Raw genomic sequence first — 21,078 nt, 5'->3', positions numbered from 1 at the left:
GCCTCAGCGGCCCAGCACGACCCGGGCCATCCCGTCCAGCGCGGGATTGCCCGGGTCCCAGTAACCGGCGTGACCGCCTCGCCCACTGCCGAAGACCCGGCCGCCGAACCCGGGATCCGACGGGTCGTGCCCGAACCACAGCTCGTGCCCGCTCTGCCCCGGCCAGCCCACCACGGCGGCCAGCGGCACCGTACGCAGCAGGGCCCTGCGGCCCAGCTCCTCCGGTGGCCGGGCCGCCCGGATCACGTCGTCGGGGGCGGTGCTCGCCCAGACCTCCCCGGCTGGCACGCCCAGCTCGCCGGCGTGCGACGCGCCGACACCGGGCGAGCCGACGAAGACCAGCGCGTCGGCGTCGAGCCCGTGCTCCCGGGCGGCCACACCCACCACCACCGACCCGTAGCTGTGCCCGAGCACCGTCTGCCGAGCCGGTGGCCCGTCGTGGCTGGCGCGCAGCCCCTCCTGGAAACGGTGCAACGCCCCGCCGGCGTCCCGGGCCTGACCCGTCGAGGCGGCCTCGGTCAGCAGGTCCGGGGCGTCGTAGTCCAACCAGAGCACCGCCGCGCTGCGCTCGCCCGGGGCGAGCGCGGCGCACCGCTCCAGCACCCGGGCCGCTCGCCCCAGCTCGCCGGCTGCGTCGTCCAGCCCGGCGGTCATCCCCGGCACGTGGGTCAACACCCGGTCGGCGTGGTCCGGGTCGCCGAGCGCCACCACCACCCGGCCCTCACCGCCCGGATCCAACCCGAGCAGGTACGCCCGTGGTGCCCCGCCGGAGGTCAACCGGTCGACCAGCGCGTCCAGGCCGGCCAGCCGCCCGGCCACCGCGTGCAGCCGCAACGACGCGAGCGGCCCCGGCGGCACCCGGGACAGCAGCCGTCGACGCTCGGCCAGCAACTCCGCTCGCCACCCGTCGAGCTGTAACCGGTTCGCCTGGTCGCGGGCGGCCACCGGCACCCCGTCCAACCGGCCGACCAGCGCCGGTTCGCGCCCGATCAGCCACCGTCGCTGGGCCGGGGTCAACCCGGACCACCAGGCGCTGACCAGCGCGGGCGCGGCACCGGGGGCCGGCCGGCCGGGAGGTGGCGGGGACGCCCAGCCGGTGCCGGCGGCCCGGGCCAGCTCGGCCAACCGAGCGGCGGCGACCCGGTCGGCAGTGGCCGCCCCGTCGAGCGCGCGGCGCAGGGCCGCGGCGACTCCGGCCGCTGCCACCCCGGCCCGCTCGGTGGGCTGGGCGCGGGCCGGATCGACCCGCACCCCACCCGAGCGGTCCACCAGCAGGCCGGCCGCGTCGGCCTGGGCGACCGCCTCGGTGAGCCGTGCCTTAGCCGCCGTCAGCCGACCGGCCAGCTCGGCCAGCACCTGGTCGGCCTCGATCAGCGCGGGTGCGATCGAGGCCAGCTCGGCACGCAGCACGGCGAGCCGATGGTCCGCCGCCGTTGCCGCCGCACCCGACCAACCGTCCCGCAGCCGCCCGCCGGACGCGCGCAGCCCACCGACGTGCCGATCGAGCGGCCCGGTCAACCCCGCCCACGCTGCCCCGGCGGCCCGCCACTCCCGCGGGTCGACAGCCCACAGTTGCCGGTAGCCGACGCCGCTCACCGGGGCACCGCGGCGAACCGGTCGGCGGCCCGCTCGTCCACCGTCTCGTACGCCTCGGCCGCCGCGCGGACCCCGCCGGAGGCCGCCGCGACCTGGGCGCCCAGCCGGCAGAACCAGGCGTGCCCGGCCGCCTCCAACGCGGCCAGCGCCGCGCCAGCTCGCCACTCGGGGGCCGCCACCACCAGCCCGGGCAACCCGGCGAGGCCAGCCGCCAACCGGTGCGCCTCCTCGTCGAGCAGGACGGCGACCGCCCGCAACTCCTCCGGCCGGACCGTGAACGGCTCGTCGGTCATGACCACACCCCCGTGGACGATCGGCATCGACGCGCTGACGTTAGGCGCGCACCACAGGTCGCGTGGTGCCCTGTGGACAGCCGGCGTCGAGGCGTACCCCTGGGTGTCCACAGGCGTTGCCCAGCGCGAGCCCGACGGCTAATCTGCGGCCTCGACCGCCGGTAGGGTGGTGTGGTGATCGTCGCTGTCGGCATCGACGTCGTGCTGGTCGAGCGGTTCGCCCGAGCCCTGGCCCGGACGCCGCAGCTGGCCGACCGGGTCTTCACCGAGGCCGAGCGGCACACCCGCTCCGGCAGCACGCGCTCGCCCGAGTCGCTCGCCGCCCGGTTCGCGGCCAAGGAGGCCGTGGCCAAGGCGCTCGGCGCTCCGGCCGGGCTGAGCTGGCACGACTGCGAAGTCGTGGCCGACCCGGACGGTCGCCCCTGGTTGGCCGTCTCCGGCACGGTCGCCGAGGCGGCCGACGCGCGGGGGATCAACCACTGGCATCTCTCGTTGTCGCACGACGGCGGGATCGCGTCGGCGATGGTGGTCGCGGAACGATGACGTCGGCCGGGAGGGCCGACCGGGCCCGCCCGCGAACGGAATGGGACACGGTGGCATGAGAGCGGTGTGGCGGGTGGCCGACGTACGGGCGGCCGAGGCGGGGCTGATGGGCACCCTGCCGGAGGGGACGCTGATGCAGCGGGCCGCCGCCGGCCTGGCCCGCCGGGCGGCGCTCGTGCTCACCGAGCGGGGCGGGGTCTACGGCGGCCGGGTGCTGCTGCTGGTCGGCTCCGGTGACAACGGTGGCGACGCGCTGTACGCGGGGGAGCGGTTGGCCCGCCGGGGTGTGCAGGTGTCCGCGATGCTGGTCACCCCCGGGCGGGCGCACGCCGCCGGCCTGGCCGCGCTGCGCGCCGCTGGCGGACGGGTGGTGCCGGGTCCGGCCGGCCCGGTCGACCTGGTCCTCGACGGCATCGTCGGCATCGGTGGCACCGGTGGGCTACGGGCGAACGCGGACGAGATCGTCCAGCGCCTCGACGAACTGCGCGGACGAGACGGGGAACGGGCCACGGTGCTGGCGGTCGACGTGCCCAGCGGCGTCGCTGTCGACACCGGCCACGTACCGCTGTCCGCGTCCGGCCGGCCCACAGCGGTGCGCGCCGACGTGACGGTGGCCTTCGGCGCGCTGAAACCCGCCCTGGTGGTCGGGCCGGCCGCCGCCCTGGCCGGGCAGGTCGAGCTGGTCGACATCGGGCTGCGGCCGTGGCTGCGCGGCACCCCGGCGCTGCGGGTCACCGAGTGGTCCGACCTGGTCGACTGGTGGCCCGAGCTGGGCCCCGCGTCGGAGAAGTACACCCGGGGCGTGGTGGGCGTCGCGACCGGCTCGGCGACCTACCCCGGCGCGGCGGTGCTCTCCGTGGGCGGCGCGCTGGCCGGCCCGACCGGGCTGGTCCGCTACGCCGGCAGCGCCCGCGCCGAGGTGCTGCACCAGCACCCCTCGGTGATCGCCAGTGAGCGGGTCGCCGACGCGGGCCGGGTGCAGGCCTGGGTCTGCGGCTCCGGGCTGGGCACCGGCGCCGACGCGGCCGCCGAGCTGCGTGCCGTGCTGGCCGCCCCGGTGCCGGTGGTGCTCGACGCCGACGCCCTGACCCTGCTGGTGGACGGCTCACTCGCCGACCGGCTGCGGGGTCGGGACGCGCCCATCGTGGTCACCCCGCATGATCGGGAGTTCACGCGTCTCTGCGGTGAGGAACCCGGTGCCGACCGGGTCGGCGCAACGCTGCGGCTGGCCGCCTGGATGAACGCGGTGGTGCTGCTCAAGGGTGACCGCACGGTGATCGGCACGCCGGACGGTCGGGCGTACGTCAACCCGACCGGCACTTCGGCGTTGGCCACCGGCGGCACCGGCGACGTGTTGGCCGGGTTGCTCGGCTCGCTGCTGGCGGCCGGGGTGCCCGCCGATCGGGCTGCGGCGGCGGCCGCGTACCTGCACGGGCTCGCCGGGCGGGAGGCGGCCCGGGGTGGGCCGGTGACCGCGCCCGACGTAGCCACCGCGTTGCGTCCGGTGTTGGCCCGGCTGGGCTGAACGGGCCGTTCCAGCCGTGCTGGGCGGATCGCCGCGCCGGGACGTGCGTCGCCGCCCGCCGTGATCACGGCGGAAAGTAGGCTGGGCACATGTGGCAGGCCGAGGTACGCGTCGATCTTGACGCCATCCGCGAGAACGTGGGCAGGCTCCGCTCCGGCACCACCGCCGAGTTGATGGCGGTGGTGAAGGCCGACGGGTACGGCCACGGCATGCTTCCGGCCGCCCGGGCGGCGCTCGACGGCGGCGCCGACTGGCTCGGCGTCTGCACCCTCGACGAGGCGCTCACCCTGCGCCGGGCCGGCGTGACAGTGCCGGTGCTGGCCTGGCTGCTCGCGCCCGGTTTGCCGCTGCACGAGGGGGTCAGCGCGGGGGTGGACCTCGGCGCGGCCAGCCTGGGTCAACTGGACGAGATGATCGAGGCGAGTCGCCTCGCCGGGCGTCCCGCCCGCCTCCACCTCAAGATCGACACGGGGTTGTCCCGGGGCGGCGCGACAGTCGCCGACTGGCCGGCGCTGCTGGACGCCGCCGCGAAGGCGCAGGCCGACGGCCTGGTCGAGGTGGTCGGCGTGTGGAGCCACTTCGTGTACGCCGACTCGCCCGGCCATCCCACCACCGACCGCCAACTGGCCGTCTTCCACGAGGGGCTGGCCATGGTCGAGCGCGCCGGGCTGCGACCGCGCTGGCGGCACCTCGCCAACTCGGCCGCCACCCTCACCCGCCCGGACACCCACTTCGACCTGGTCCGTCCGGGCCTGGCCATCTACGGGCTCTCCCCGGTGGCCGGCGAGACGTACGGGTTGCGGCCGGCGATGAGCGCCCGCGCCCGGGTGATGCTCACCAAACGGGTGCCCGCCGGCACCGGCATCTCCTACGGGCACGCCTACACGACGCAAGCCGACGCGAACCTGGCCGTGGTGCCGCTCGGGTACGCCGACGGGGTCCCCCGGCACGCGTCCAACACCGGCCCGGTGCAGCTCGGCGGCGTACGCCGGACGATCTCTGGGCGGGTCTGCATGGACCAGTTCGTGCTCGACTGCGGCGACGACCCGGTGGCCGACGGCGACGTGGCGACGCTCTTCGGCAGCGGCGTCGACGGCGAGCCGACCGCTGACGACTGGGCCGAGGCGGTCGGCACCATCAACTACGAGATCGTCACCCGGTTCGGCGGCACACGGGTGCCCCGCGTCTACGACGGCGAAAGAGAATGAGTTATCGCATTCCGCGTCCGCGCACGGCAGCTGGTCGGGTCGCGGGGATCGTCGGCGCGGCGGTGGGGGTGGCCGCGGCGGGGCTGGCGGCCGGGGTGGCGACCGAGCGGACCCTGGTCCGCCGGCTCAAGGCCGACCCGGCCGACCGCTACGCGCACGAGACGTTCGACGAGCAACGGTACGACGAGGCGTTCCGGCTGGAGTTGCCGGACGGCACCGACATCCACGTCGAGGTGGTCGAGCCGACCCGGCCGGTGCCGGGGCGCCCGACGGTGGTGCTGGTGCACGGCTTCTGCCTGGACATGGGCACGTTCCACTTCCAGCGTCAGATGCTCGCCGCCCGCGGTGACTACCGGATCGTGGCGTACGACCAGCCCGGTCACGGCCGGTCCGGCCGGTTGGAGACCGGGGAGTACGACCTCACGGTGCTCGGCCGGACGCTGCGCCAGGTGATCGACCGGACCGCCCCGGACGGGCCGCTGGTGCTGGTCGGCCACTCGATGGGCGGCATGACCATCATGGCGTTCGCCGAGTTGTTCCCGGAGCTGTTCGGCGACCGGGTGGTGGGGACCGTTCTGATGGCCACGTCGGGCGGGCTCATCGCGGAGACCAAGCTGGTAGCTCCCGCGCTGCTCGGCCGGGTCGGTGGCCCGGTGCTCTACATGGTCAGCAACGCCACCCGCTACGGCGGGCCGGTGATCGACAAGGCCCGCAAGTCCACCTCGAACGTGGCCTGGCTGTTGACCCGCAAGTACGGCTTCGGCACCCGCAAGCCCAGCCCGTCGCTGGTGTCCTACGTGGAGGCGATGAACTCCCGGACGTCGGCCGACACGGTGACCCGCTACCTGCGGACCCTGGCGACCCACTCGCGCTTCCCGGCCCTGGCGGCGCTGGCGGCGACTCCGGTGCTGGTGGTGGTCGGCGACAAGGACATGATCACTCCGGTGACCCACTCCGAGGAGATCGTCCGCCGGTTGCCGCACGCCGAGTTCGTGAAGATCAAGGACAGCGGTCACGTGGTGATGTTGGAGCACGCGGACGAGGTCAACGCCGCCCTGGCGCGGTTCCTGGAGTCATTGCAGAGCGGGGAGGAACGGTGAGTCACGTCGTCAAGCTGCCGGCTGTCGAGGACACCCGGGATTTCGGCCGACGGCTGGCCGGGCTGCTGCGCGCCGGCGACCTGGTGTTGCTGACCGGCCCGTTGGGTGCCGGCAAGACCGCGCTCACCCAGGGCATCGGCGCCGGGCTCGGTGTCCTCGGGGACATCACGTCGCCGACCTTCGTGATCGCCCGGGTGCACCGACCCGATCCGGCCCGGGGCGGTCGGGTGGCACTGGTGCACGCCGACGCGTACCGGTTGGGTGACGCCACCGATCCGCGCGCCGAGATCGACGACCTGGACCTCGACGCGTCGGTGGACGACTCGGTGACCGTGGTGGAGTGGGGCGAGGGCCTGGTGGAGCAGTTGGTGGACGCGCACCTGCGGGTTCGCATCGACCGCCGCGACGACGACACCCGCATCGTGGAGCTGGACCCGGTCGGCGGCGACTGGGCCCGGCGGCTCGCCGATCTGGGCTAGCTCGGCGGGTGTCGTACCCGATGCCTAGAGTGCGGGGGTCCGACCCGCGCTGTGAGAGGTTCCTGATGCCCGACGACGCTCCCGCCCTGGATCTGCTGGCCCTGCTGCCGGAGCAGTGGCGTGCCGTGCTCACCCCGCACCTCGACCCGGCCCGCACCGCCGCGCTGGGCGAGTTCGTCGCCCGGGAGTACGCGACGCAGACCGTCTTCCCGCCGCTGGAGGACCTGTTCTCGGCCTACCGGCTCTGCCCGCCGCAGGGCACCCGGGTGCTGATCCTGGGGCAGGATCCCTACCACCGGGCCGGGCAGGCACACGGGTTGAGCTTCAGCGTCCGTGACGGGGTGACGGTTCCGCCGTCGTTGCGCAACGTCTTCAAGGAGTTGGGCGAGGACGTGGGTGTTCCCAAGCCGCGTGGCGGCAACCTCAACGGTTGGGCCGCGCAGGGTGTGCTGCTGCTCAACGCGGTGCTGACCGTCCGGCAGGCCACCCCTGGCTCGCACGCCAACGCCGGGTGGGAAGAGTTCACCGACGCGACGATCCGTGCGCTGGACGCGGCACCGGAGCGGGTGGTCTTCCTGCTCTGGGGTGGCTACGCCCGTAAGAAGGCCGCGCTGGTCACCAATCCGCAGCACGTGGTGCTGGAGGCGGGCCACCCCAGCCCGATGAACCCGCGTGGCTTCCTGGGCAGCCGTCCGTTCAGCGCCGCCAACAAGGCGCTCGCCGACGCCGGCCTGCCCACCATCGACTGGGAGCGCACCGCCGGCTGACCGGTGACTCGGCCGGCGGCTGGTTCGGCCGGCAGTTGGCTCAGCCGTCGCTGGCCAACTGCCGGCGCCGGTAGCGGCGTAACAGTTCGGCGGAGCGTGGCTCGCTCAGCTCCAGTTCGACGAGCGGCACCACCCGGTAACTCCGCCCGCCGTGGCATACCTCGATGGTCTCGGGCAGTTCGTCGCACATCGTGGCCCTGACCTCCCCGTAGCGGGTCGACCACAGGTGTTCGCCCGGCTCCTCGGGCTCCAACCACACTCCGCCGAACTCACCCCAGCGGGCGTTCCACCGCTGGCCGTAGTTCGCCTCCAGCCACCGGGTGAACGCTTTGGCGTCCTGCCAGCGCAGGGCGATCTCCAGTGCGTCGACCGGCACCGGCGCGCCCTGTAGCAACGCCGCGGTGCACCCGGTGATCACCTGCGGGAAGTCGGTGAGTCGATCCAGTAGCCGATTCAGCCCCAACCCGTCGATCCGCTCGGCGATCGGCCGGGCGGCCAGGTCGTCGATCTGGGCGTCGAGGTGCGCGTCCAACGGCTCGACCCCGACCACCAACTGCACGTCCATCGCGGCAAGCAACCGCTCCAGCACCGCGATGCTGGGCGCTCGCTTGCCGCGTTCGAGCCGGGCCACCACCGCCTGGTCGACCTCAGCGAGCGCGGCCAACTGACGCTGGCTCAGATCGCGCAGATGTCGTTGCTGCCGCACGGCAGTGCCGAGAAGGGTGGCAAGGCGAGTCGATGACATCCCGGCATGGTGGGCCGCGGGCGAGATGCCCGCGATCCCGGTACGGCAGATCGGCGGCTAACGGCCGATCTGACGCCGAGAATCGCCGAGCTCATGGGCAGGCTCGCGGGATGGCGGGCTTCACTTCATTGAGCGTGATGTCTGTGCGTCATCACGATGACTCACAGACATCACGCTCAATAGCGGATGTGGCTCCAGCGCTCGTCCGTAAGTAACTACGCGGTGGGCCCGACCGCCGGACGGGCTACGGCGGCGGGCAGCGCGAGCGGGGCGAGCGGGCCGGGGCGAGGGCCGAAGGCGGGCGGTGAGGCGAGGGCGGGGCGAGGGCCGAAGGCGGTGGCGGGGCGGGGCGTGACCGGGGCGCGGGGCGGGGCGGCTAGGCTGGCTTACCGTGCTCGTACTCGTGGTGGACAGCTCGACGCCCGCGGTCACCGCGGCGCTGGTGGAGGTCTCGGCAGACGGCGTGGCGTCGCGGGCGCAGCGGTGCACCGTCGATGCCCGCGCGCACGGTGAGCTGCTCGCGCCCCAGGTGGACGCGGTCCTCGCCGACGCCGACGCGCGTCCGCGTGACCTGACCGCCATCGTCGCCGGGCTCGGCCCGGGACCGTTCACCGGGCTGCGGGTCGGGCTGGTCACCGCCGCGACCATGGGTCAGGTGCTCGGCATCCCCACGTACGGTGTCTGTTCGTTGGACGCCATCGGCTACCCGGCGGCGTCCGGCGCGCCCGTCCTGGCGGGCAGCGATGCGCGGCGCAAGGAGCTCTACTGGGCCGTCTACGACGGCGCCGGTCAGCGGATCGTCGGGCCTGAGGTGTCCGCACCGGCGGTCGCCGCCGCGCGCGCCCGCGAACTGGGCGCGACGATCGCTGTCGGTGACGGGGCGCACCGGTACGCCGAGGTCCTGGACCTGCCCGTCCGGGTCGAGCCGCGCTACCCGGATGCGACAGTGCTGGCGCTGCTCGCCGCCGAGCGGATCCGGGCGGGCGCGCCCAGCGAGCGGCTCACTCCGCTCTACCTGCGCCGCCCCGACGCGGTGGCGGCGACCGGCCGCAAACCGGTCCTGCCATGACGGCGGTACGGCTCGAACCGTTCCGCTGGTGGCACATCGACGACGTGCTGCCGATCGAGGCGGACCTCTTCGGCGCCGAGCAGTGGTCGCCCGCCATGTTCTGGAGCGAACTCGCCAACGGCCACCACTACCGGGTCGCCGTCGACCCGGATGGTTCGGTGCTCGGCTACGCCGGACTCGCCGGCGTACCCCCGGACGAGGTCTGGGTGCAGAACATCGCCGTGCGCCGGGACGCCCAGCGGCGCGGTGTGGGCCGCGCCCTGCTGGAGGAGTTGCTCGCCGAGGCGGCCCGGCGCGACGCCCGCAGCGCCCTGTTGGAGGTCGCCGTGGACAACGCCGCGGCACAGCGGCTCTACGCGACGTACGGGTTCGAGCCGATCGGGGTGCGCCGCGGCTACTACCAACCAAGCAACACCGACGCGCTGGTCATGCGGCGCGACGCCGAGCTGACCGGGGACGGACCACGCGACCATGGCTGACGAACCACTGATCCTGGGTATCGAGACCTCCTGCGACGAGACCGGCGTCGGCATCGTGCGGGGACACACCCTGCTGGCCGACGCGCTCGCCTCCAGCGTCGAGGAACACGCCCGGTTCGGCGGTGTGGTGCCGGAGGTGGCCAGCCGGGCACACCTGGAGGCCATCGTGCCGACCATGGACCGGGCACTGACCGAGGCCGGCGTGACGCTTGCCGACATCGACGCGATCGCCGTCACCTCCGGGCCGGGACTGGCCGGCGCGCTGCTGGTCGGTGTCGCCGCCGCCAAGGGGTACGCGCTCGCCGCCGAGAAACCCGTCTACGGCGTCAACCATCTCGCCGCGCACGTCGCGGTGGACACCCTTGAGCACGGCCCGCTGCCCGAGCCCGCCATCGCGCTGCTGGTGTCCGGCGGCCACTCGTCCCTCCTGCTCGTCGACGACCTGGCCCGGGGTGTCACCCCGCTGGGCGCCACCATCGACGACGCGGCCGGCGAGGCGTTCGACAAGGTCGCCCGGCTGCTCGGGTTGCCGTTCCCGGGCGGTCCGCCCATCGACCGGGAGGCCCGGGCCGGCGATGCCGCCTCGATCGCCTTCCCCCGGGGCCTGACCGCCGCCAAGGACCTCGCCGCCCACCGGTACGACTTCTCGTTCTCCGGTCTGAAGACGGCGGTGGCCCGGTGGGTGGAGGCCCGTCAGCGCGCCGGCGAGCCGGTGCCGGTGGCCGACGTGGCCGCGTCCTTCCAGGAGGCGGTCTGCGACGTCCTCACCAGCAAGGCGCTCGCCGCCTGCCGCGCCCAGGGCATCGAGACCCTGGTCATCGGCGGGGGAGTGGCGGCGAACTCCCGGCTGCGGGCGATGGCCGAGCAGCGGGCCGAGAAGTACGGCATCCAGGTCCGGGTGCCCCGGCCGAAGCTGTGCACCGACAACGGTGCGATGGTGGCCGCGCTCGGTTCGCACCTGGTCGCCGCCGGGGTCGCGCCGAGCAGACTGGACCTGCCGGCCGATTCGGCGCTGCCGCTGACCACAGTCAGCGTGTGACGGGAGCGGCGGACATGATCGTGCGGATGTGGGAGGCGCGCGCCGAGGCGTACGGCGTCGCCGACCTGATCACCTGGGTGTGCGACACCGCCCTGCCCGAGGTGGAGCACGACCCGCTCCACGTCTCCAGCGAGGTCTTCTCCTCCACCGACCACCGCGTGGTGGTCATCTCCAAGTGGCGCAGCAACCCTCGCCCGCTGCCGGACCCGCCCGCCCTGCTGGTGGCCCGCGCCCCGCACTCCTGGGACTTCACCCAGGTAGACCGCTGACGCGAGCCACCAACCGCCGCCGCCGCTGACCGTCAGTTGCGGCGCAACATCCGGTACGTGGCGATTCCGCCAGTGCCCAGCGCGGCGAGGAAGACCAGCCAGACGACGGTGCTGCTGACCCCGACCTGCGGGCCGGTGTTTGCGGAGGCGGCGGCCAGCAGCCCGTCCTCACCCGGGGCGGGCAGCGCGGCCGGCGGCAGCTCCGGCCAGCGGACCAGGCCGGTGCTCTCCAGCATCTGCATGTGGTGCTGGACGAATCCGTTGGCGTCCTCGCAGAGCTTGCGGACCGTGGCGTCCCGGGTGCTGGCCCGGACCGCCCCGATCACCGGGAAGATCTTGCCGTGGGCGACCCGGAGCCGGGTGACGAAGATCTGGTCGAAGCGGGCGCCGGACGCCTTCTGCATCTCCGCCAGCCAGCCCTTCTGCTCGGCCGTCGGCTCGGAGGGGATGGTCGCGCCGAGTTTGTTGGCCGCCTCCACGACGAGTTCGTCGAGCTTCTGGTGCTCGTTCGCGATGCCGGCGCCGATCTCCCGGACCTTCGCCGACTGTCCCTTCTCGGCGGCCATCTGGCCGGCTGGCATCTCCCACAGTCCGGCCAGCCGTACCCCGTTGAGCAGTGTCATGTCGGCGGCGTTGAGCTGTTGACCACCGGCGGGCGCGGCGACGGCCACTCCGGGCAGGACACCGACCCCCGCGATGATCGCGATGAGCAGCAACGCCGCTCGGTGGGTCCGATTGCCCAGTCGGCGATGGGCGGATCTGAGCGGTGCCATGTCTGTGGTGCCTCCTCGGTCCGGACCGGATCGCGTCTGGACCGGGCAGCCGTACCTGCCGGTTGCCCGTCCGCCCACTGGTACGGACTGATCGCGCGATCAGTTCACCGTCGGGCGGCCCGGATCAGCGGGTGACGGCGAGCAGGCCGCCGAGCAGCAGCAGGGTGAGCGCCGCGGCGGCGAAGACCATCAGCAACTCCTGACGCCCGCGCCCGACCGGGTCGGCGTCGACGACCGGGTCCGGCAGGGCCGGTAGGTCGCGGGTCAGCGCGGCCAGGTCGCCGAGGGTGCGCGCGGTCCACACCGCACCGGCCCGCTCGGAGAACTCGTCCAAGGTCAGCCGGCCCGCCGCGGTGTGTTGGTGCAGCGCGGCGACCACGCGGTTGCGGTCGTCGTCGGAGGCGCGCAGCTCGACATCCACGCCGGACAGCGTACGCGGATCAGCCCACGTCGAGGGGGTCCGCGAGGAGCCGTTCGAAGGCCAGCTCGGCGGCGCCGATCAGGGGCGCGTCAGCGCCCAGTTTCGGGGTGCGCAGCCGGACGTGTTCCAGGCAGGCGCCGAGCGCGTTGGAGTTGAGCCGACTGCGGATCTGGGCCGCCGCCGCGAGGTAGAGGTCACGCATGGTCCCACCGAAGATGACCATCTCGGGGTTGAAGATGTTCACCAGGTTGGCCACCCCGAAGCCGAGCCAGTCGCCGGCCTGACGGACCGCCGTCTGGGCCCGGGCGTCTCCCCGGTCGGCCGCGTCGAAGACCTCCAACAGTGCGTCGCGGCCCCGGGCGTCGGAGCGTCCGGCGGCGTGCAGGAGGCCGTGCTCACCGATCTCGGTCTCCCAGCAGCCCCGGGAGCCGCACTCACACTGCCTGCCGTCGCGGACCACCTTCATGTGGCCGACCTCGCCGCCGTATCCACCGTGGCCGGTCAGTCGACGTCCACCGGCGATGATGCCGGCCCCCACGCCGACGTCGCCGTACAGGTAGAGGACGTTGTCACAGCCCGCCGCCACACCTCGGGCGTGCTCGGCGAACGCGGCGACGTCGGCGACGTTGCCCACGGTGATCGGCACGGCGATGCCCAACTCGTCGGCGAGAGCCGCGCCGATCGGCTCGTCCACCCAACCGGTGGTGGGGCCGAGCCGGACCAGACCGTCGTCCCGGCGGACCATGCCGCAGACCGCGACGCCGGCACCGACGCAGATCGCGTCCGCCGGAACCGTCTGCTGCATCTCCTTGACCGCGCCGGCCAGCAGCGGCGCGGCCTCCGCGGCCAGCAGGCCGCGTGGCCGGTCCAGATCCCGGCGGTCCAGGACCGCGCCGCCCAGCCCGATCCGGGCCGCGCGCAGGCGGTCCACCTCCACCGAGTACGCGTACGCGTAGACCCGGGCCGACTCGGGCCGGACGACGAGTGACGGTCGTCCGGCCCGGCCGGTTTCCTTCGGTGCCCCTTCGCTGACCAGCCCCACTGCGGACAGGTCGGCGGTGAGCGCGCCGATGGTGCTGCGGTTGAGGCCCAGCGTGGTGGTCAGTTCGGCGCGGGTGGTCGCCCCGTGGACGTGCACGTGCCGCAGCAGGGCACCGAGGTTCTGCCGTCGGACGTCATCCTGGCTTGGTCCTGGGCGCATGCTGGTGCTACCTCCCGCGCGGTCAGCGGGTGCCGGTGGCTGCCGCGCGGCGGCGGGAGAGCGCGTCGACGCTGGCCGCGAGCAGCAGCACGACGCCGGTGACCACGTACTTGACTCCCGCGCTGTACCCCATCAGGCCCATTCCGTTTTCGATGACCGCGACCACCGCGCCGCCGAGTACGGCGTCGAGGACGCGGCCCTTGCCACCGAAGAGGCTGGTGCCGCCGATCACCGCCGCGCCGACCGCGTAGAGCAGTACGTTACTGCCCCCGGTGTTCGGGTCGACCGAGTTGGCCCGGCTGGCCGCCACGATGCCACCGATGGCGGCCATCGACGAGCAGATCATGAAGACCGAGATCCGGATCCGGTCGACCTCGATGCCGGCCCGCCGGGCGGCTTCCCGGTTGCCACCCACGGCGTAGATGTGCCGGCCGTAGCTGGTGCGTTGCAACACGAAGGTCCCGATGACCAGCAGCACCGCGATGACCGGCACCACGATCGGCACGCCCTTGAGTGAGCTGATCAGGACGTTGCGGCTGCGCTCCAGGTTGAGCACGTACACGGCGGTGCCGAGGATGACGGCGAGCCCGCCGATCCGCAGCGCCACCACAGCGATCGGGTCGGTGATCAGACCGCGGGCCACCCGGGTGCGGTGACGCAGCAGTTGCACCGCCGCGTAGCCGACGACCGCGACGGCGGTCAGCGCCCAGCCCACCGTGGGGGCGAGGTTGCGGTTGGCGATGGCGACCAGCACCTCGTCGCGGACGGAGATGTTGGTGCCCTCCTTGACGAGCAGCAGCACGACGCCCTGGAAGGCGAGGAAACCGGCGAGGGTGACCACGAAGGACGGAATGCCGATCTTCGCGACCAGCATGCCGAGCGTGGTGCCGATGACCACGCCGGTGGCGATCGCGGCGAGCACGGCGACCCACCAGGGGTAGCCGAGCACGGTGACCACATTGGCCAGTACCGCCGCGCAGACGCCGCTGGCGAAGCCGGCGGAGAGGTCGATCTCGCCGAGCAGCAGCACGAAGACCAGACCCATCGCGATCAGCGTGACCGCCGCGCCCTGCGTGAAGAGGTTGGCGAAGTTGCCGGCGGACAGGAACGACGACGGCCGCATGATGGCGAAGACGGTGCAGAGCACGATCAGGCCGAGCACGGCCGGCAGCGCGCCGACGTCGCCACCGCGTACCCGACTCAGGTAGGTGCGGGCGTGGCCTCCGACGGTCGGCGGGGGTGTGACGGCGGCGGGGCCGTCCTTCCGCACGGCGGTGGTGGTCATCGGACGCCTCCTGAGATCGAGTCGGCCGGCTGCGGGCCGTCGCCGTTGCTGCCCGGGTCGGTGGCGAGGCCGAGCCCGCCCGAGCGCCCGGCGGTGATCAGCTCGACCACCTGGGCGTGGGTGATGTCGGTGGTCTTCACCTGGGCGACCATCTGGCCGAGGTACAGCGCGGCGATCCGGTCGGAGACGGCGAAGACGTCGTTCATGTTGTGCGAGATGAGCACCACGGCCAGGCCGTTGTCGGCGAGGCGGCGGACCAGTTCGAGCACCTGGGCGGTCTGTGCCACGCCGAGCGCCGCGGTGGGCTCGTCCAGGATGACCAGCTTGCTGTTCCAGAGCACCGCCTTGGCGATGGCCACGGTCTGGCGCTGACCGCCGGAGAGGCTGGAGACGTGCTGGCGAAGTGACGTGACGGTGCGGATGGAGAGCCCCGCCAGCGTTTCGGCGGCGAGCTGTTCCATGGTCGGCTCGTCCAGGACGATGCCGCTGCGCTTCTCCCGGCCGAGGAACATGTTCTGCACGATGTCCAGGTTGTCGCAGAGCGCGAGGTCCTGGTAGACGACCTCGATGCCGAGCGTGGCGGCGTCGCGGGGGCTGCCGATGTGTACCGGTTCACCGTTGAACAGGAACTCTCCGGCGTCGATGGGGTGGATGCCGCTGATGCACTTCACCAGGGTCGACTTGCCGGCGCCGTTGTCGCCGACCAGTGCGGTCACTTCGCCCGGGTGGACGGTCAGGGCGACGTCGCGGAGCACCTGGACGGGACCGAAGCTCTTGTCGATCCCGCGGAGTTCCAGCAGGGGAGTCGCGGACACGGGGGTCTCCTTCTTAAGGGAGGGTCGGGGCCCGTCCGGCGGGCGCCGCCCGGCACGGGAGGGTGCTCCCGTGCCGGGCGGCGATGGTCGTCCCGGCGGGTACTGCGGCGTCGGTCAGCTGATGCCGGCGTCGGCGCAGAGCTTGGCGTACGCCCCGGCGCAGACCTCTTCCTTGGTCACGTAGCCGTCGGCGATGACGTCCTTGACGTTCTCCTTGTAGATGGCCTTCGGGGTGAGCAGCACCGACGGGACGTCGCGGCCACCCTCCGGGTCCTTCACCGTCTGGCCGGTGTCCTTCTTCTCGCCCTTGGCGAGCGCGATGGCGAGGTCGGAGGCGGCCTTGGCCTCTTCCCGAACCGCCTTGTAGACGGTCATGCACTGGTCACCGACGAGGATGTTCTGCAGGCCCTCGGTGCTGGCGTCCTGCCCGGTCACCGGCACCTTGCCGTTGAGCTTGTTCTTCTTGAGGATCGAGATGGCCGCGTTGCCGAGACCGTCGTTGGCGGCCAGCACACCGTCGATCTTGCCGTTGGCCTTGGTGAGCTGCTGCTCGAAGATCGTCGCGGCCTGCGCGTTGTCCCACGCCGGCACCGCGTCCTCGGGGCCCTTGACGTACTCCTTGGAGTCGAACTTCGGCTTGAGCACCGAGTCGTAGCCGGCCTTGAACAGGGTGGCGTTGTTGTCGGTGGGGGAGCCGTTCAGGTACGACACGACGGGGTTCTTGACGCCCTTGTCGGTCAGGCACTTCGACAGGCCCTCGCCCTGGAGCTTGCCGACGGTCTCGTTGTCGAAGCTGACGTAGTACTGGGCGGAGCCGCCGAGGGTGAGCCGGTCGTAGTCGATGGTGGCGACGCCCTGCGACTTGGCCTTGTCCAGCACTGCCTTGCCGGTGCCGGAGTCCAGGTTGACGATCATCAGGGCGGTGACGCCACTGGTGATCATCTGGTCGGCGATGGTCTGGAAGGCGGTCTTGTCGTTCTGGGCGTTCTGAATGTCGTACTGGACGCCGGCGGCCTTGAACGCCTCCTCCAGGAACCGACGGTCCGCGGTCTCCCAGCGGGCCGAGGACTTGCTGTCCGGGAGGATCACGCCGATCTTGGGGGTCTTGGCGGCGGCGCCGCCGTCGCCGGAGTCGTCGCTGCAAGCGGTCAAGCCGCCGGTCGTGAGCAGGCCCACGGCGGCGATGGTGAGGATCCCCTTACGCATGTGCAGGGTCCTTTCGGAGGTGGGGGAGGTGTTGTTTTGTTGTGTCCGGCAACGTATTTCGCGTCACACCGGCTACACAAGACCGCGCAGGTGCCTAGTTTGTTGGGAGCGATAACAATTCAGCAACGCGACTGTTACTCCGCGGGTATCCCACGGGGAGAGCGATGTAACGACTGTCGTCAGCTGCTCTGCAACACCGCGGTACGGGCGTCGGTCAGCGCCACCAGATCCGCCGCTGCCAGTTCGAGTTGTAGTCCGCGCCGACCAGCCGAGACGTAGATCGTCGGCAGTTGCAGCGCGGCCTCGTCCAGCACCGTGGGCAACCGCCGACGCTGCCCGAGCGGGCTGATCCCACCGCGTACGTAGCCGGTTGCACGCTCGGCGACCGCCCGATCCGCCAGCACCGCCCGCTTGCCGCCGACCGCCGCCGCGAGCGCCTTGAGATCCAGCTCCCCGGTCACCGGCACGACCGCCACGGTGAGCGCCCCGTCGACAGCGGTCACCAGCGACTTGAACACCCGCTCCGGCGCCACGCCGAGCGCCACCGCCACCAGCGCGCCGTAGTTCGGGGCGTCCGGCGACACCCGGTACGGATGGGTGCGATGCGCGATCCCGCGCTTGACCAACAGTGCCGTCGCCGGCGTGCCCTGTCCCGCCACGGCGACGACGTTAGTGGACCGGCCGGCCGATGAGCACCGTCGGTGCGCCGTCGACCCGGGTGAGCACCAGACTCGCCGCCTCGTCCCCGGCCAGCCGCAGGTCCTTGCGGAGCTGCTCCGGGACGAGCGCCGAACCCCGCTTGAGGATCTCCACGCGGCCCACCCGCCGGTCCCGCAGCAGCGCCCGCAGGCGCTTGAGCGAGAACGGCAACACGTCGGTGATCTCCAGACAGCGCGCGTACGGGGTGCGGGTCGGCTGGTCGGCATAGAGGTAGGCGATGCTCGGATCGGCCAGGGTGGCGTCCAGCTCGGTGGCCAGTTCGGCGACGAGATGCGCGCGCACCACCGCCGGCTCCGGGTCGTACAGGTAGCGGCGTACCGGCCCGACCGGCGCCTCGGCGGCACCCGAGCCGGTGAGCTGGTCACGGTGGATCTCGCTGCCCCGCTGCCGGTAGAGGGTGGCGCGGCGGGGCACCTCCGCCAGCTCACCGCACCAGAGCGCCGCCTCGACCAGGTCACCGTCGACGCCGACCCACTCGGCCTCCGCCCCGGCCGGGATGAGCCCGTGGTCCAGGCCCGGCGCCACCTTCACCACAGTGCGCGGCACCCGCTCGGCCAGCCCGGTCACGAAGTCCCACGGCGGCGAGTAGGCGCGCGGGTCGAAGATTCGCCGCCCGGTGCCGCTCGTGCGGCGGGCCGGGTCGCAGAAAACGCCGTCGACCCGTGACACGTCGAACCCGGTCGCGTCGCCGCACTCGACGGTGAACAGCTCGGCCAGGCCGGCCGCCGTGGCGTTGGCGGCGGCCATCGCGGCGGTCACCGGGTCGGCCTCCACCCCGTACACCCGGATGCCGGCACGGGCGGCGGCCAGCGCGTCGGCCCCCAGCCCGCAGCCGAGGTCGGCCAGGGTGCGCACGCCGGCCGCGGACAACCGGGCGGCCCGACGGTCGGCGACCACCCGGCGGGTGGCCTGCTCCAGGCCGGGGCGGGTGAGGAACATCCCAGCGGCGGCCGAGCCGAACTTGCCGACCGCCCGGTGGCGCAGCTCGGCCTGGGTGAGGGCTGCCGCGGCCAGCGTGGGCGGCACCCCGGCCGCGCGCAGCGCCGAGGCCGCGGCCAGCGGGTCACCGCCGGCCAGCCCGGCCGCCGCGGTGAGCGCGGCCGACCCCTCAGGGGTACGCAGCGCCGCCAGCTGATCGAGATCCACCCGGTCATTGTCCCGGCCGAGCCGGAAATCCTGGCTGGCGGGGCGCGACGCGCTGGCACTCTCCTTGACGGAGTGCTAGCCACGGAATAACCTGCGATTAGCACTCTCACCCTGAGGGTGCCAGCTTCCGGGTCTCGCGACCCGGGTGCGCACGCCAGGCGGACCGGCACCCGCGACGACGGCACCGCCCGGTGGCATGAGGCAGATTGACGCTGGCCAGCCCCGCTGGTCAGCAACGAAACCAGTACCCCAGGAGGGTATGCCCGTGACTACCGCGACCAAGGTTGCGATCAAGCCGCTCGAGGACCGCATCGTGGTCCAGGCGAACGAGGCTGAGACCACCACGGCGTCGGGCATCGTGATCCCCGACACCGCCAAGGAGAAGCCGCAGGAGGGCACCGTCCTCGCTGTGGGCCCGGGGCGCGTCGACGACAACGGCAACCGGGTTCCGGTTGACGTGCAGGTCGGCGACACCGTCCTCTACTCGAAGTACGGCGGCACCGAGGTCAAGTACGCCGGCGAGGAGTACCTGGTGCTCTCCGCCCGCGACGTCCTCGCGGTCATCGAGAAGTAAGCAACCGATCAGTGCCACTGCCCCGGTCCGGCTCGCCGGGCCGGGGCAATGGCGCTTCGAAGGGACATTAATGGCGAAGATCCTGAGCTTCTCGGACGACGCCCGACACCTGCTGGAGCACGGTGTCAACGCCCTCGCGGACGCGGTCAAGGTCACCCTCGGCCCGCGCGGGCGCAACGTCGTCCTGGACAAGAAATTCGGTGCGCCGACGATCACCAACGATGGTGTGACCATCGCCAAGGAGATCGAGCTCACCAACCCGTACGAGAACCTTGGCGCGCAGCTGGTCAAGGAGGTGGCGACCAAGACCAACGACGTCGCCGGCGACGGGACCACCACCGCGACCGTGCTGGCCCAGGCCATGGTCCGGGAGGGTCTGCGCAACGTGACCGCCGGGACCAACCCGGCCGGCCTCAAGCGGGGCATCGACGCGGCGGCCACCAAGGTCTCCGAGGCGCTGCTCGGCAAGGCTGCCGAGGTCACCAGCAAGGAGTCGATCGCGAACGTGGCGACGATCTCCGCGCAGGACTCCACGATCGGCGATCTGATCGCCGAGGCGATGGAGCGCGTCGGCCGCGACGGTGTCATCACCGTCGAGGAAGGCTCGATGCTCACCACCGAACTGGACGTGACCGAGGGTCTCCAGTTCGACAAGGGCTTCATCTCGCCGAACTTCGTCACCGACCTGGAGAGCCAGGAGTCCGTCCTCGAGGACGCGTACATCCTGGTCACCACCCAGAAGATCTCGGCGATCGAGGAGCTGCTGCCGCTGCTGGAGAAGGTCCTGCAGAACAGCAAGCCCCTGCTGATCATCGCCGAGGACGTGGACGGCCAGGCGCTCTCCACCCTGGTGGTCAACTCGCTGCGCAAGACCCTCAAGGTCTGCGCGGTCAAGGCCCCGGGCTTCGGTGACCGGCGCAAGGCGATGCTCCAGGACATCGCGATCTCCACGGGCGCCGAGCTGGTCGCCTCGGAGCTGGGCTACAAGCTCGACCAGGTCGGCCTGGAGGTGCTCGGCACCGCCCGGCGCGTCGTGGTCGACAAGGAGAACACCACGATCGTCGACGGCGGTGGCCAGAAGGCCGACGTCGCCGACCGGGTGTCCCAGATCCGCAAGGAGATCGAGGCCTCCGACTCCGAGTGGGACCGGGAGAAGCTGGCCGAGCGGCTGGCGAAGCTCTCCGGTGGCATCGCCGTCATCAAGGCCGGCGCGGCGACCGAGGTCGAGATGAAGGAGCGCAAGCACCGCATCGAGGACGCCATCGCGGCGACCAAGGCAGCGGTCGAGGAGGGCACCGTGCCCGGCGGCGGCGCCGCCCTGGTGCAGATCCTCTCGGTGCTCGACGACGACCTGGGCTTCACCGGTGACGAGAAGGTCGGCGTCTCGGTCGTGCGCAAGGCGCTCGTCGAGCCGCTGCGCTGGATCGCCCAGAACGCCGGTCACGACGGCTACGTCGTGACGCAGAAGGTCGCCGACCTCAGCTGGGGCAACGGCCTCGACGCCGCCAAGGGCGAGTACGTCGACCTGGTCAAGGCCGGCATCATCGACCCGGTGAAGGTGACCCGCAACGCGGTCACCAACGCCGCCTCGATCGCCGGTCTGCTGCTCACCACGGAGAGCCTCGTGGTGGAGAAGCCGGAGCAGGCCGAACCGGCCGCCGCCGGCGGGCACGGCCACGGTCACGGCCACCAGCACGGCCCCGGCTTCTGATCCGGTAGCGACACCCGTTCCGGGGCGCACCGCCGTACGGCGGTGCGCCCCGGCCCGTTTCCGTCGGCTGGCAGGTCATTACCGAACGCTGACGTTGTTGGCGACCGGCCGAGA

At 72.5% G+C, this 21,078-nt stretch carries 23 protein-coding genes; 12 read left to right on the top strand and 11 right to left on the bottom strand.

Going from position 1 to position 21,078, the window contains the following annotated elements; translation table 11 throughout:
- Positions 1-3: 3 nt before the first annotated feature.
- Both KBX26_RS03500 and KBX26_RS03495 read right to left on the bottom strand, forming a co-directional pair.
- The gene (locus tag KBX26_RS03500; RefSeq protein ID WP_210864730.1) at positions 4-1,596 is read right to left on the bottom strand and encodes an alpha/beta hydrolase; all 1,593 of its coding nucleotides are present in this window, start codon (positions 1,594-1,596) and stop codon (positions 4-6) included.
- Positions 1,593-1,889: a hypothetical protein gene (locus KBX26_RS03495; protein ID WP_210864729.1), complete on the bottom strand. Its 297-nt coding sequence runs from the start codon at positions 1,887-1,889 to the stop codon at positions 1,593-1,595. The genes KBX26_RS03500 and KBX26_RS03495 overlap by 4 nt, the downstream gene beginning before the upstream one ends.
- Positions 1,890-2,063: 174 nt before the next feature.
- On the opposite strand from KBX26_RS03495, the gene KBX26_RS03490 reads away from it, so the two are divergent.
- The 6 genes from KBX26_RS03490 to ung all read left to right on the top strand — a co-directional run bounded on the left by KBX26_RS03490 (position 2,064) and on the right by ung (position 7,511).
- Positions 2,064-2,432, top strand: coding sequence for a holo-ACP synthase (locus KBX26_RS03490; RefSeq protein ID WP_030330015.1), 369 nt, complete (start codon positions 2,064-2,066; stop codon positions 2,430-2,432).
- A 55-nt stretch (positions 2,433-2,487) separates the two neighbouring features.
- Positions 2,488-3,957, top strand: a complete 1,470-nt coding sequence (locus tag KBX26_RS03485) for an NAD(P)H-hydrate dehydratase (RefSeq protein WP_030330017.1) — start codon at positions 2,488-2,490, stop codon at positions 3,955-3,957.
- Positions 3,958-4,046: 89 nt separating this feature from the next.
- Positions 4,047-5,165, top strand: a complete 1,119-nt coding sequence (alr, locus tag KBX26_RS03480; RefSeq protein WP_210864728.1) for an alanine racemase — start codon at positions 4,047-4,049, stop codon at positions 5,163-5,165.
- Entirely contained in the window at positions 5,162-6,265 is a 1,104-nt protein-coding gene (locus tag KBX26_RS03475; RefSeq protein ID WP_030330019.1) for an alpha/beta fold hydrolase, read from the top strand. Before alr ends, KBX26_RS03475 begins: the two co-directional genes overlap by 4 nt.
- A complete protein-coding gene (tsaE, locus tag KBX26_RS03470) occupies positions 6,262-6,744 on the top strand; it encodes a tRNA (adenosine(37)-N6)-threonylcarbamoyltransferase complex ATPase subunit type 1 TsaE (RefSeq protein ID WP_030330020.1) in 483 nt (160 codons plus the stop codon). The genes KBX26_RS03475 and tsaE overlap by 4 nt, the downstream gene beginning before the upstream one ends.
- A 65-nt stretch (positions 6,745-6,809) precedes the next feature.
- Positions 6,810-7,511: a uracil-DNA glycosylase gene (gene ung / locus KBX26_RS03465; RefSeq protein WP_030330021.1), complete on the top strand. Its 702-nt coding sequence runs from the start codon at positions 6,810-6,812 to the stop codon at positions 7,509-7,511.
- 40 nt (positions 7,512-7,551) lie between these two features.
- Here the strand turns inward: ung and KBX26_RS03460 are convergent, their stop codons facing one another.
- The gene (locus tag KBX26_RS03460; RefSeq protein WP_030330022.1) at positions 7,552-8,256 is read right to left on the bottom strand and encodes a helix-turn-helix domain-containing protein; all 705 of its coding nucleotides are present in this window, start codon (positions 8,254-8,256) and stop codon (positions 7,552-7,554) included.
- 391 nt (positions 8,257-8,647) lie between these two features.
- Here KBX26_RS03460 and tsaB point away from each other — a divergent pair, with 391 nt between their 5' ends.
- The 4 genes from tsaB to KBX26_RS03440 are packed head-to-tail and all read left to right on the top strand — an operon-like array spanning position 8,648 to position 11,112.
- The gene (gene tsaB, locus KBX26_RS03455) at positions 8,648-9,325 is read left to right on the top strand and encodes a tRNA (adenosine(37)-N6)-threonylcarbamoyltransferase complex dimerization subunit type 1 TsaB (RefSeq protein WP_030330023.1); all 678 of its coding nucleotides are present in this window, start codon (positions 8,648-8,650) and stop codon (positions 9,323-9,325) included.
- A complete protein-coding gene (rimI, locus tag KBX26_RS03450) occupies positions 9,322-9,804 on the top strand; it encodes a ribosomal protein S18-alanine N-acetyltransferase (RefSeq protein WP_030330024.1) in 483 nt (160 codons plus the stop codon). Before tsaB ends, rimI begins: the two co-directional genes overlap by 4 nt.
- Positions 9,797-10,843 (top strand): tRNA (adenosine(37)-N6)-threonylcarbamoyltransferase complex transferase subunit TsaD, encoded by a 1,047-nt coding sequence (gene tsaD / locus KBX26_RS03445; RefSeq protein ID WP_030330026.1) that lies wholly within the window; start codon positions 9,797-9,799, stop codon positions 10,841-10,843. The genes rimI and tsaD overlap by 8 nt, the downstream gene beginning before the upstream one ends.
- 14 nt (positions 10,844-10,857) lie before the next feature.
- A complete protein-coding gene (locus KBX26_RS03440) occupies positions 10,858-11,112 on the top strand; it encodes a hypothetical protein (RefSeq protein WP_030330028.1) in 255 nt (84 codons plus the stop codon).
- A gap of 32 nt (positions 11,113-11,144) precedes the next feature.
- Here the strand turns inward: KBX26_RS03440 and KBX26_RS03435 are convergent, their stop codons facing one another.
- From KBX26_RS03435 to KBX26_RS03400, 8 genes are all read right to left on the bottom strand, one after another.
- The gene (locus KBX26_RS03435) at positions 11,145-11,885 is read right to left on the bottom strand and encodes a DUF4142 domain-containing protein (RefSeq protein WP_030330030.1); all 741 of its coding nucleotides are present in this window, start codon (positions 11,883-11,885) and stop codon (positions 11,145-11,147) included.
- 124 nt (positions 11,886-12,009) lie between these two features.
- The gene (locus tag KBX26_RS03430; protein ID WP_210864727.1) at positions 12,010-12,306 is read right to left on the bottom strand and encodes a DUF1707 domain-containing protein; all 297 of its coding nucleotides are present in this window, start codon (positions 12,304-12,306) and stop codon (positions 12,010-12,012) included.
- A gap of 19 nt (positions 12,307-12,325) precedes the next feature.
- Positions 12,326-13,507 (bottom strand): ROK family protein, encoded by a 1,182-nt coding sequence (locus KBX26_RS03425; protein WP_210864726.1) that lies wholly within the window; start codon positions 13,505-13,507, stop codon positions 12,326-12,328.
- 22 nt (positions 13,508-13,529) lie between these two features.
- The gene (locus KBX26_RS03420; protein WP_030330036.1) at positions 13,530-14,792 is read right to left on the bottom strand and encodes a sugar ABC transporter permease; all 1,263 of its coding nucleotides are present in this window, start codon (positions 14,790-14,792) and stop codon (positions 13,530-13,532) included.
- Positions 14,789-15,607 (bottom strand): ATP-binding cassette domain-containing protein, encoded by an 819-nt coding sequence (locus KBX26_RS03415; protein ID WP_030330038.1) that lies wholly within the window; start codon positions 15,605-15,607, stop codon positions 14,789-14,791. The genes KBX26_RS03420 and KBX26_RS03415 overlap by 4 nt, the downstream gene beginning before the upstream one ends.
- Before the next feature lie 114 nt (positions 15,608-15,721).
- Positions 15,722-16,813 carry a sugar ABC transporter substrate-binding protein gene (locus KBX26_RS03410; protein ID WP_030330040.1) on the bottom strand — a complete coding sequence of 364 codons (1,092 nt, stop codon included), beginning with the start codon at positions 16,811-16,813 and terminating at the stop codon, positions 15,722-15,724.
- 179 nt (positions 16,814-16,992) lie between these two features.
- Positions 16,993-17,472, bottom strand: a complete 480-nt coding sequence (ybaK, locus tag KBX26_RS03405) for a Cys-tRNA(Pro) deacylase (protein WP_030330042.1) — start codon at positions 17,470-17,472, stop codon at positions 16,993-16,995.
- Positions 17,473-17,482: 10 nt separating this feature from the next.
- Entirely contained in the window at positions 17,483-18,679 is a 1,197-nt protein-coding gene (locus KBX26_RS03400) for a methyltransferase domain-containing protein (protein WP_210858109.1), read from the bottom strand.
- A 259-nt stretch (positions 18,680-18,938) separates the two neighbouring features.
- On the opposite strand from KBX26_RS03400, the gene groES reads away from it, so the two are divergent.
- Both groES and groL read left to right on the top strand, forming a co-directional pair.
- Entirely contained in the window at positions 18,939-19,253 is a 315-nt protein-coding gene (groES, locus tag KBX26_RS03395; RefSeq protein WP_030330046.1) for a co-chaperone GroES, read from the top strand.
- Between the two features lie 70 nt (positions 19,254-19,323).
- Positions 19,324-20,964: a chaperonin GroEL gene (groL, locus tag KBX26_RS03390; RefSeq protein ID WP_030330049.1), complete on the top strand. Its 1,641-nt coding sequence runs from the start codon at positions 19,324-19,326 to the stop codon at positions 20,962-20,964.
- The last annotated feature ends 114 nt before the right edge of the window (positions 20,965-21,078 follow it).

Source organism: Micromonospora sp. C97 (assembly GCF_018070385.1).
Lineage (GTDB): Bacteria > Actinomycetota > Actinomycetes > Mycobacteriales > Micromonosporaceae > Micromonospora > Micromonospora parva.
The sequence above is the reverse complement of the archived record's forward strand: the minus strand, read 5'-3'. Positions and strand labels throughout refer to the sequence as shown.

Excerpts from the sequence above, each read along its gene's own strand:
- KBX26_RS03495 (WP_210864729.1), bottom strand. The coding sequence starts at position 1,889 with ATGACCGACGAGCCGTTCACGGTCCGGCCGGAGGAGTTGCGGGCGGTC.
- KBX26_RS03485 (WP_030330017.1), top strand. The coding sequence starts at position 2,488 with ATGAGAGCGGTGTGGCGGGTGGCCGACGTACGGGCGGCCGAGGCGGGG.
- alr (WP_210864728.1), top strand. The coding sequence starts at position 4,047 with ATGTGGCAGGCCGAGGTACGCGTCGATCTTGACGCCATCCGCGAGAAC.
- KBX26_RS03475 (WP_030330019.1), top strand. The coding sequence starts at position 5,162 with ATGAGTTATCGCATTCCGCGTCCGCGCACGGCAGCTGGTCGGGTCGCG.
- ung (WP_030330021.1), top strand. The coding sequence starts at position 6,810 with ATGCCCGACGACGCTCCCGCCCTGGATCTGCTGGCCCTGCTGCCGGAG.
- KBX26_RS03460 (WP_030330022.1), bottom strand. The coding sequence starts at position 8,256 with ATGTCATCGACTCGCCTTGCCACCCTTCTCGGCACTGCCGTGCGGCAG.
- rimI (WP_030330024.1), top strand. The coding sequence starts at position 9,322 with ATGACGGCGGTACGGCTCGAACCGTTCCGCTGGTGGCACATCGACGAC.
- tsaD (WP_030330026.1), top strand. The coding sequence starts at position 9,797 with ATGGCTGACGAACCACTGATCCTGGGTATCGAGACCTCCTGCGACGAG.
- KBX26_RS03440 (WP_030330028.1), top strand. The coding sequence starts at position 10,858 with ATGATCGTGCGGATGTGGGAGGCGCGCGCCGAGGCGTACGGCGTCGCC.
- KBX26_RS03435 (WP_030330030.1), bottom strand. The coding sequence starts at position 11,885 with ATGGCACCGCTCAGATCCGCCCATCGCCGACTGGGCAATCGGACCCAC.
- KBX26_RS03425 (WP_210864726.1), bottom strand. The coding sequence starts at position 13,507 with ATGCGCCCAGGACCAAGCCAGGATGACGTCCGACGGCAGAACCTCGGT.
- KBX26_RS03420 (WP_030330036.1), bottom strand. The coding sequence starts at position 14,792 with ATGACCACCACCGCCGTGCGGAAGGACGGCCCCGCCGCCGTCACACCC.
- KBX26_RS03410 (WP_030330040.1), bottom strand. The coding sequence starts at position 16,813 with ATGCGTAAGGGGATCCTCACCATCGCCGCCGTGGGCCTGCTCACGACC.
- groES (WP_030330046.1), top strand. The coding sequence starts at position 18,939 with ATGCCCGTGACTACCGCGACCAAGGTTGCGATCAAGCCGCTCGAGGAC.
- groL (WP_030330049.1), top strand. The coding sequence starts at position 19,324 with ATGGCGAAGATCCTGAGCTTCTCGGACGACGCCCGACACCTGCTGGAG.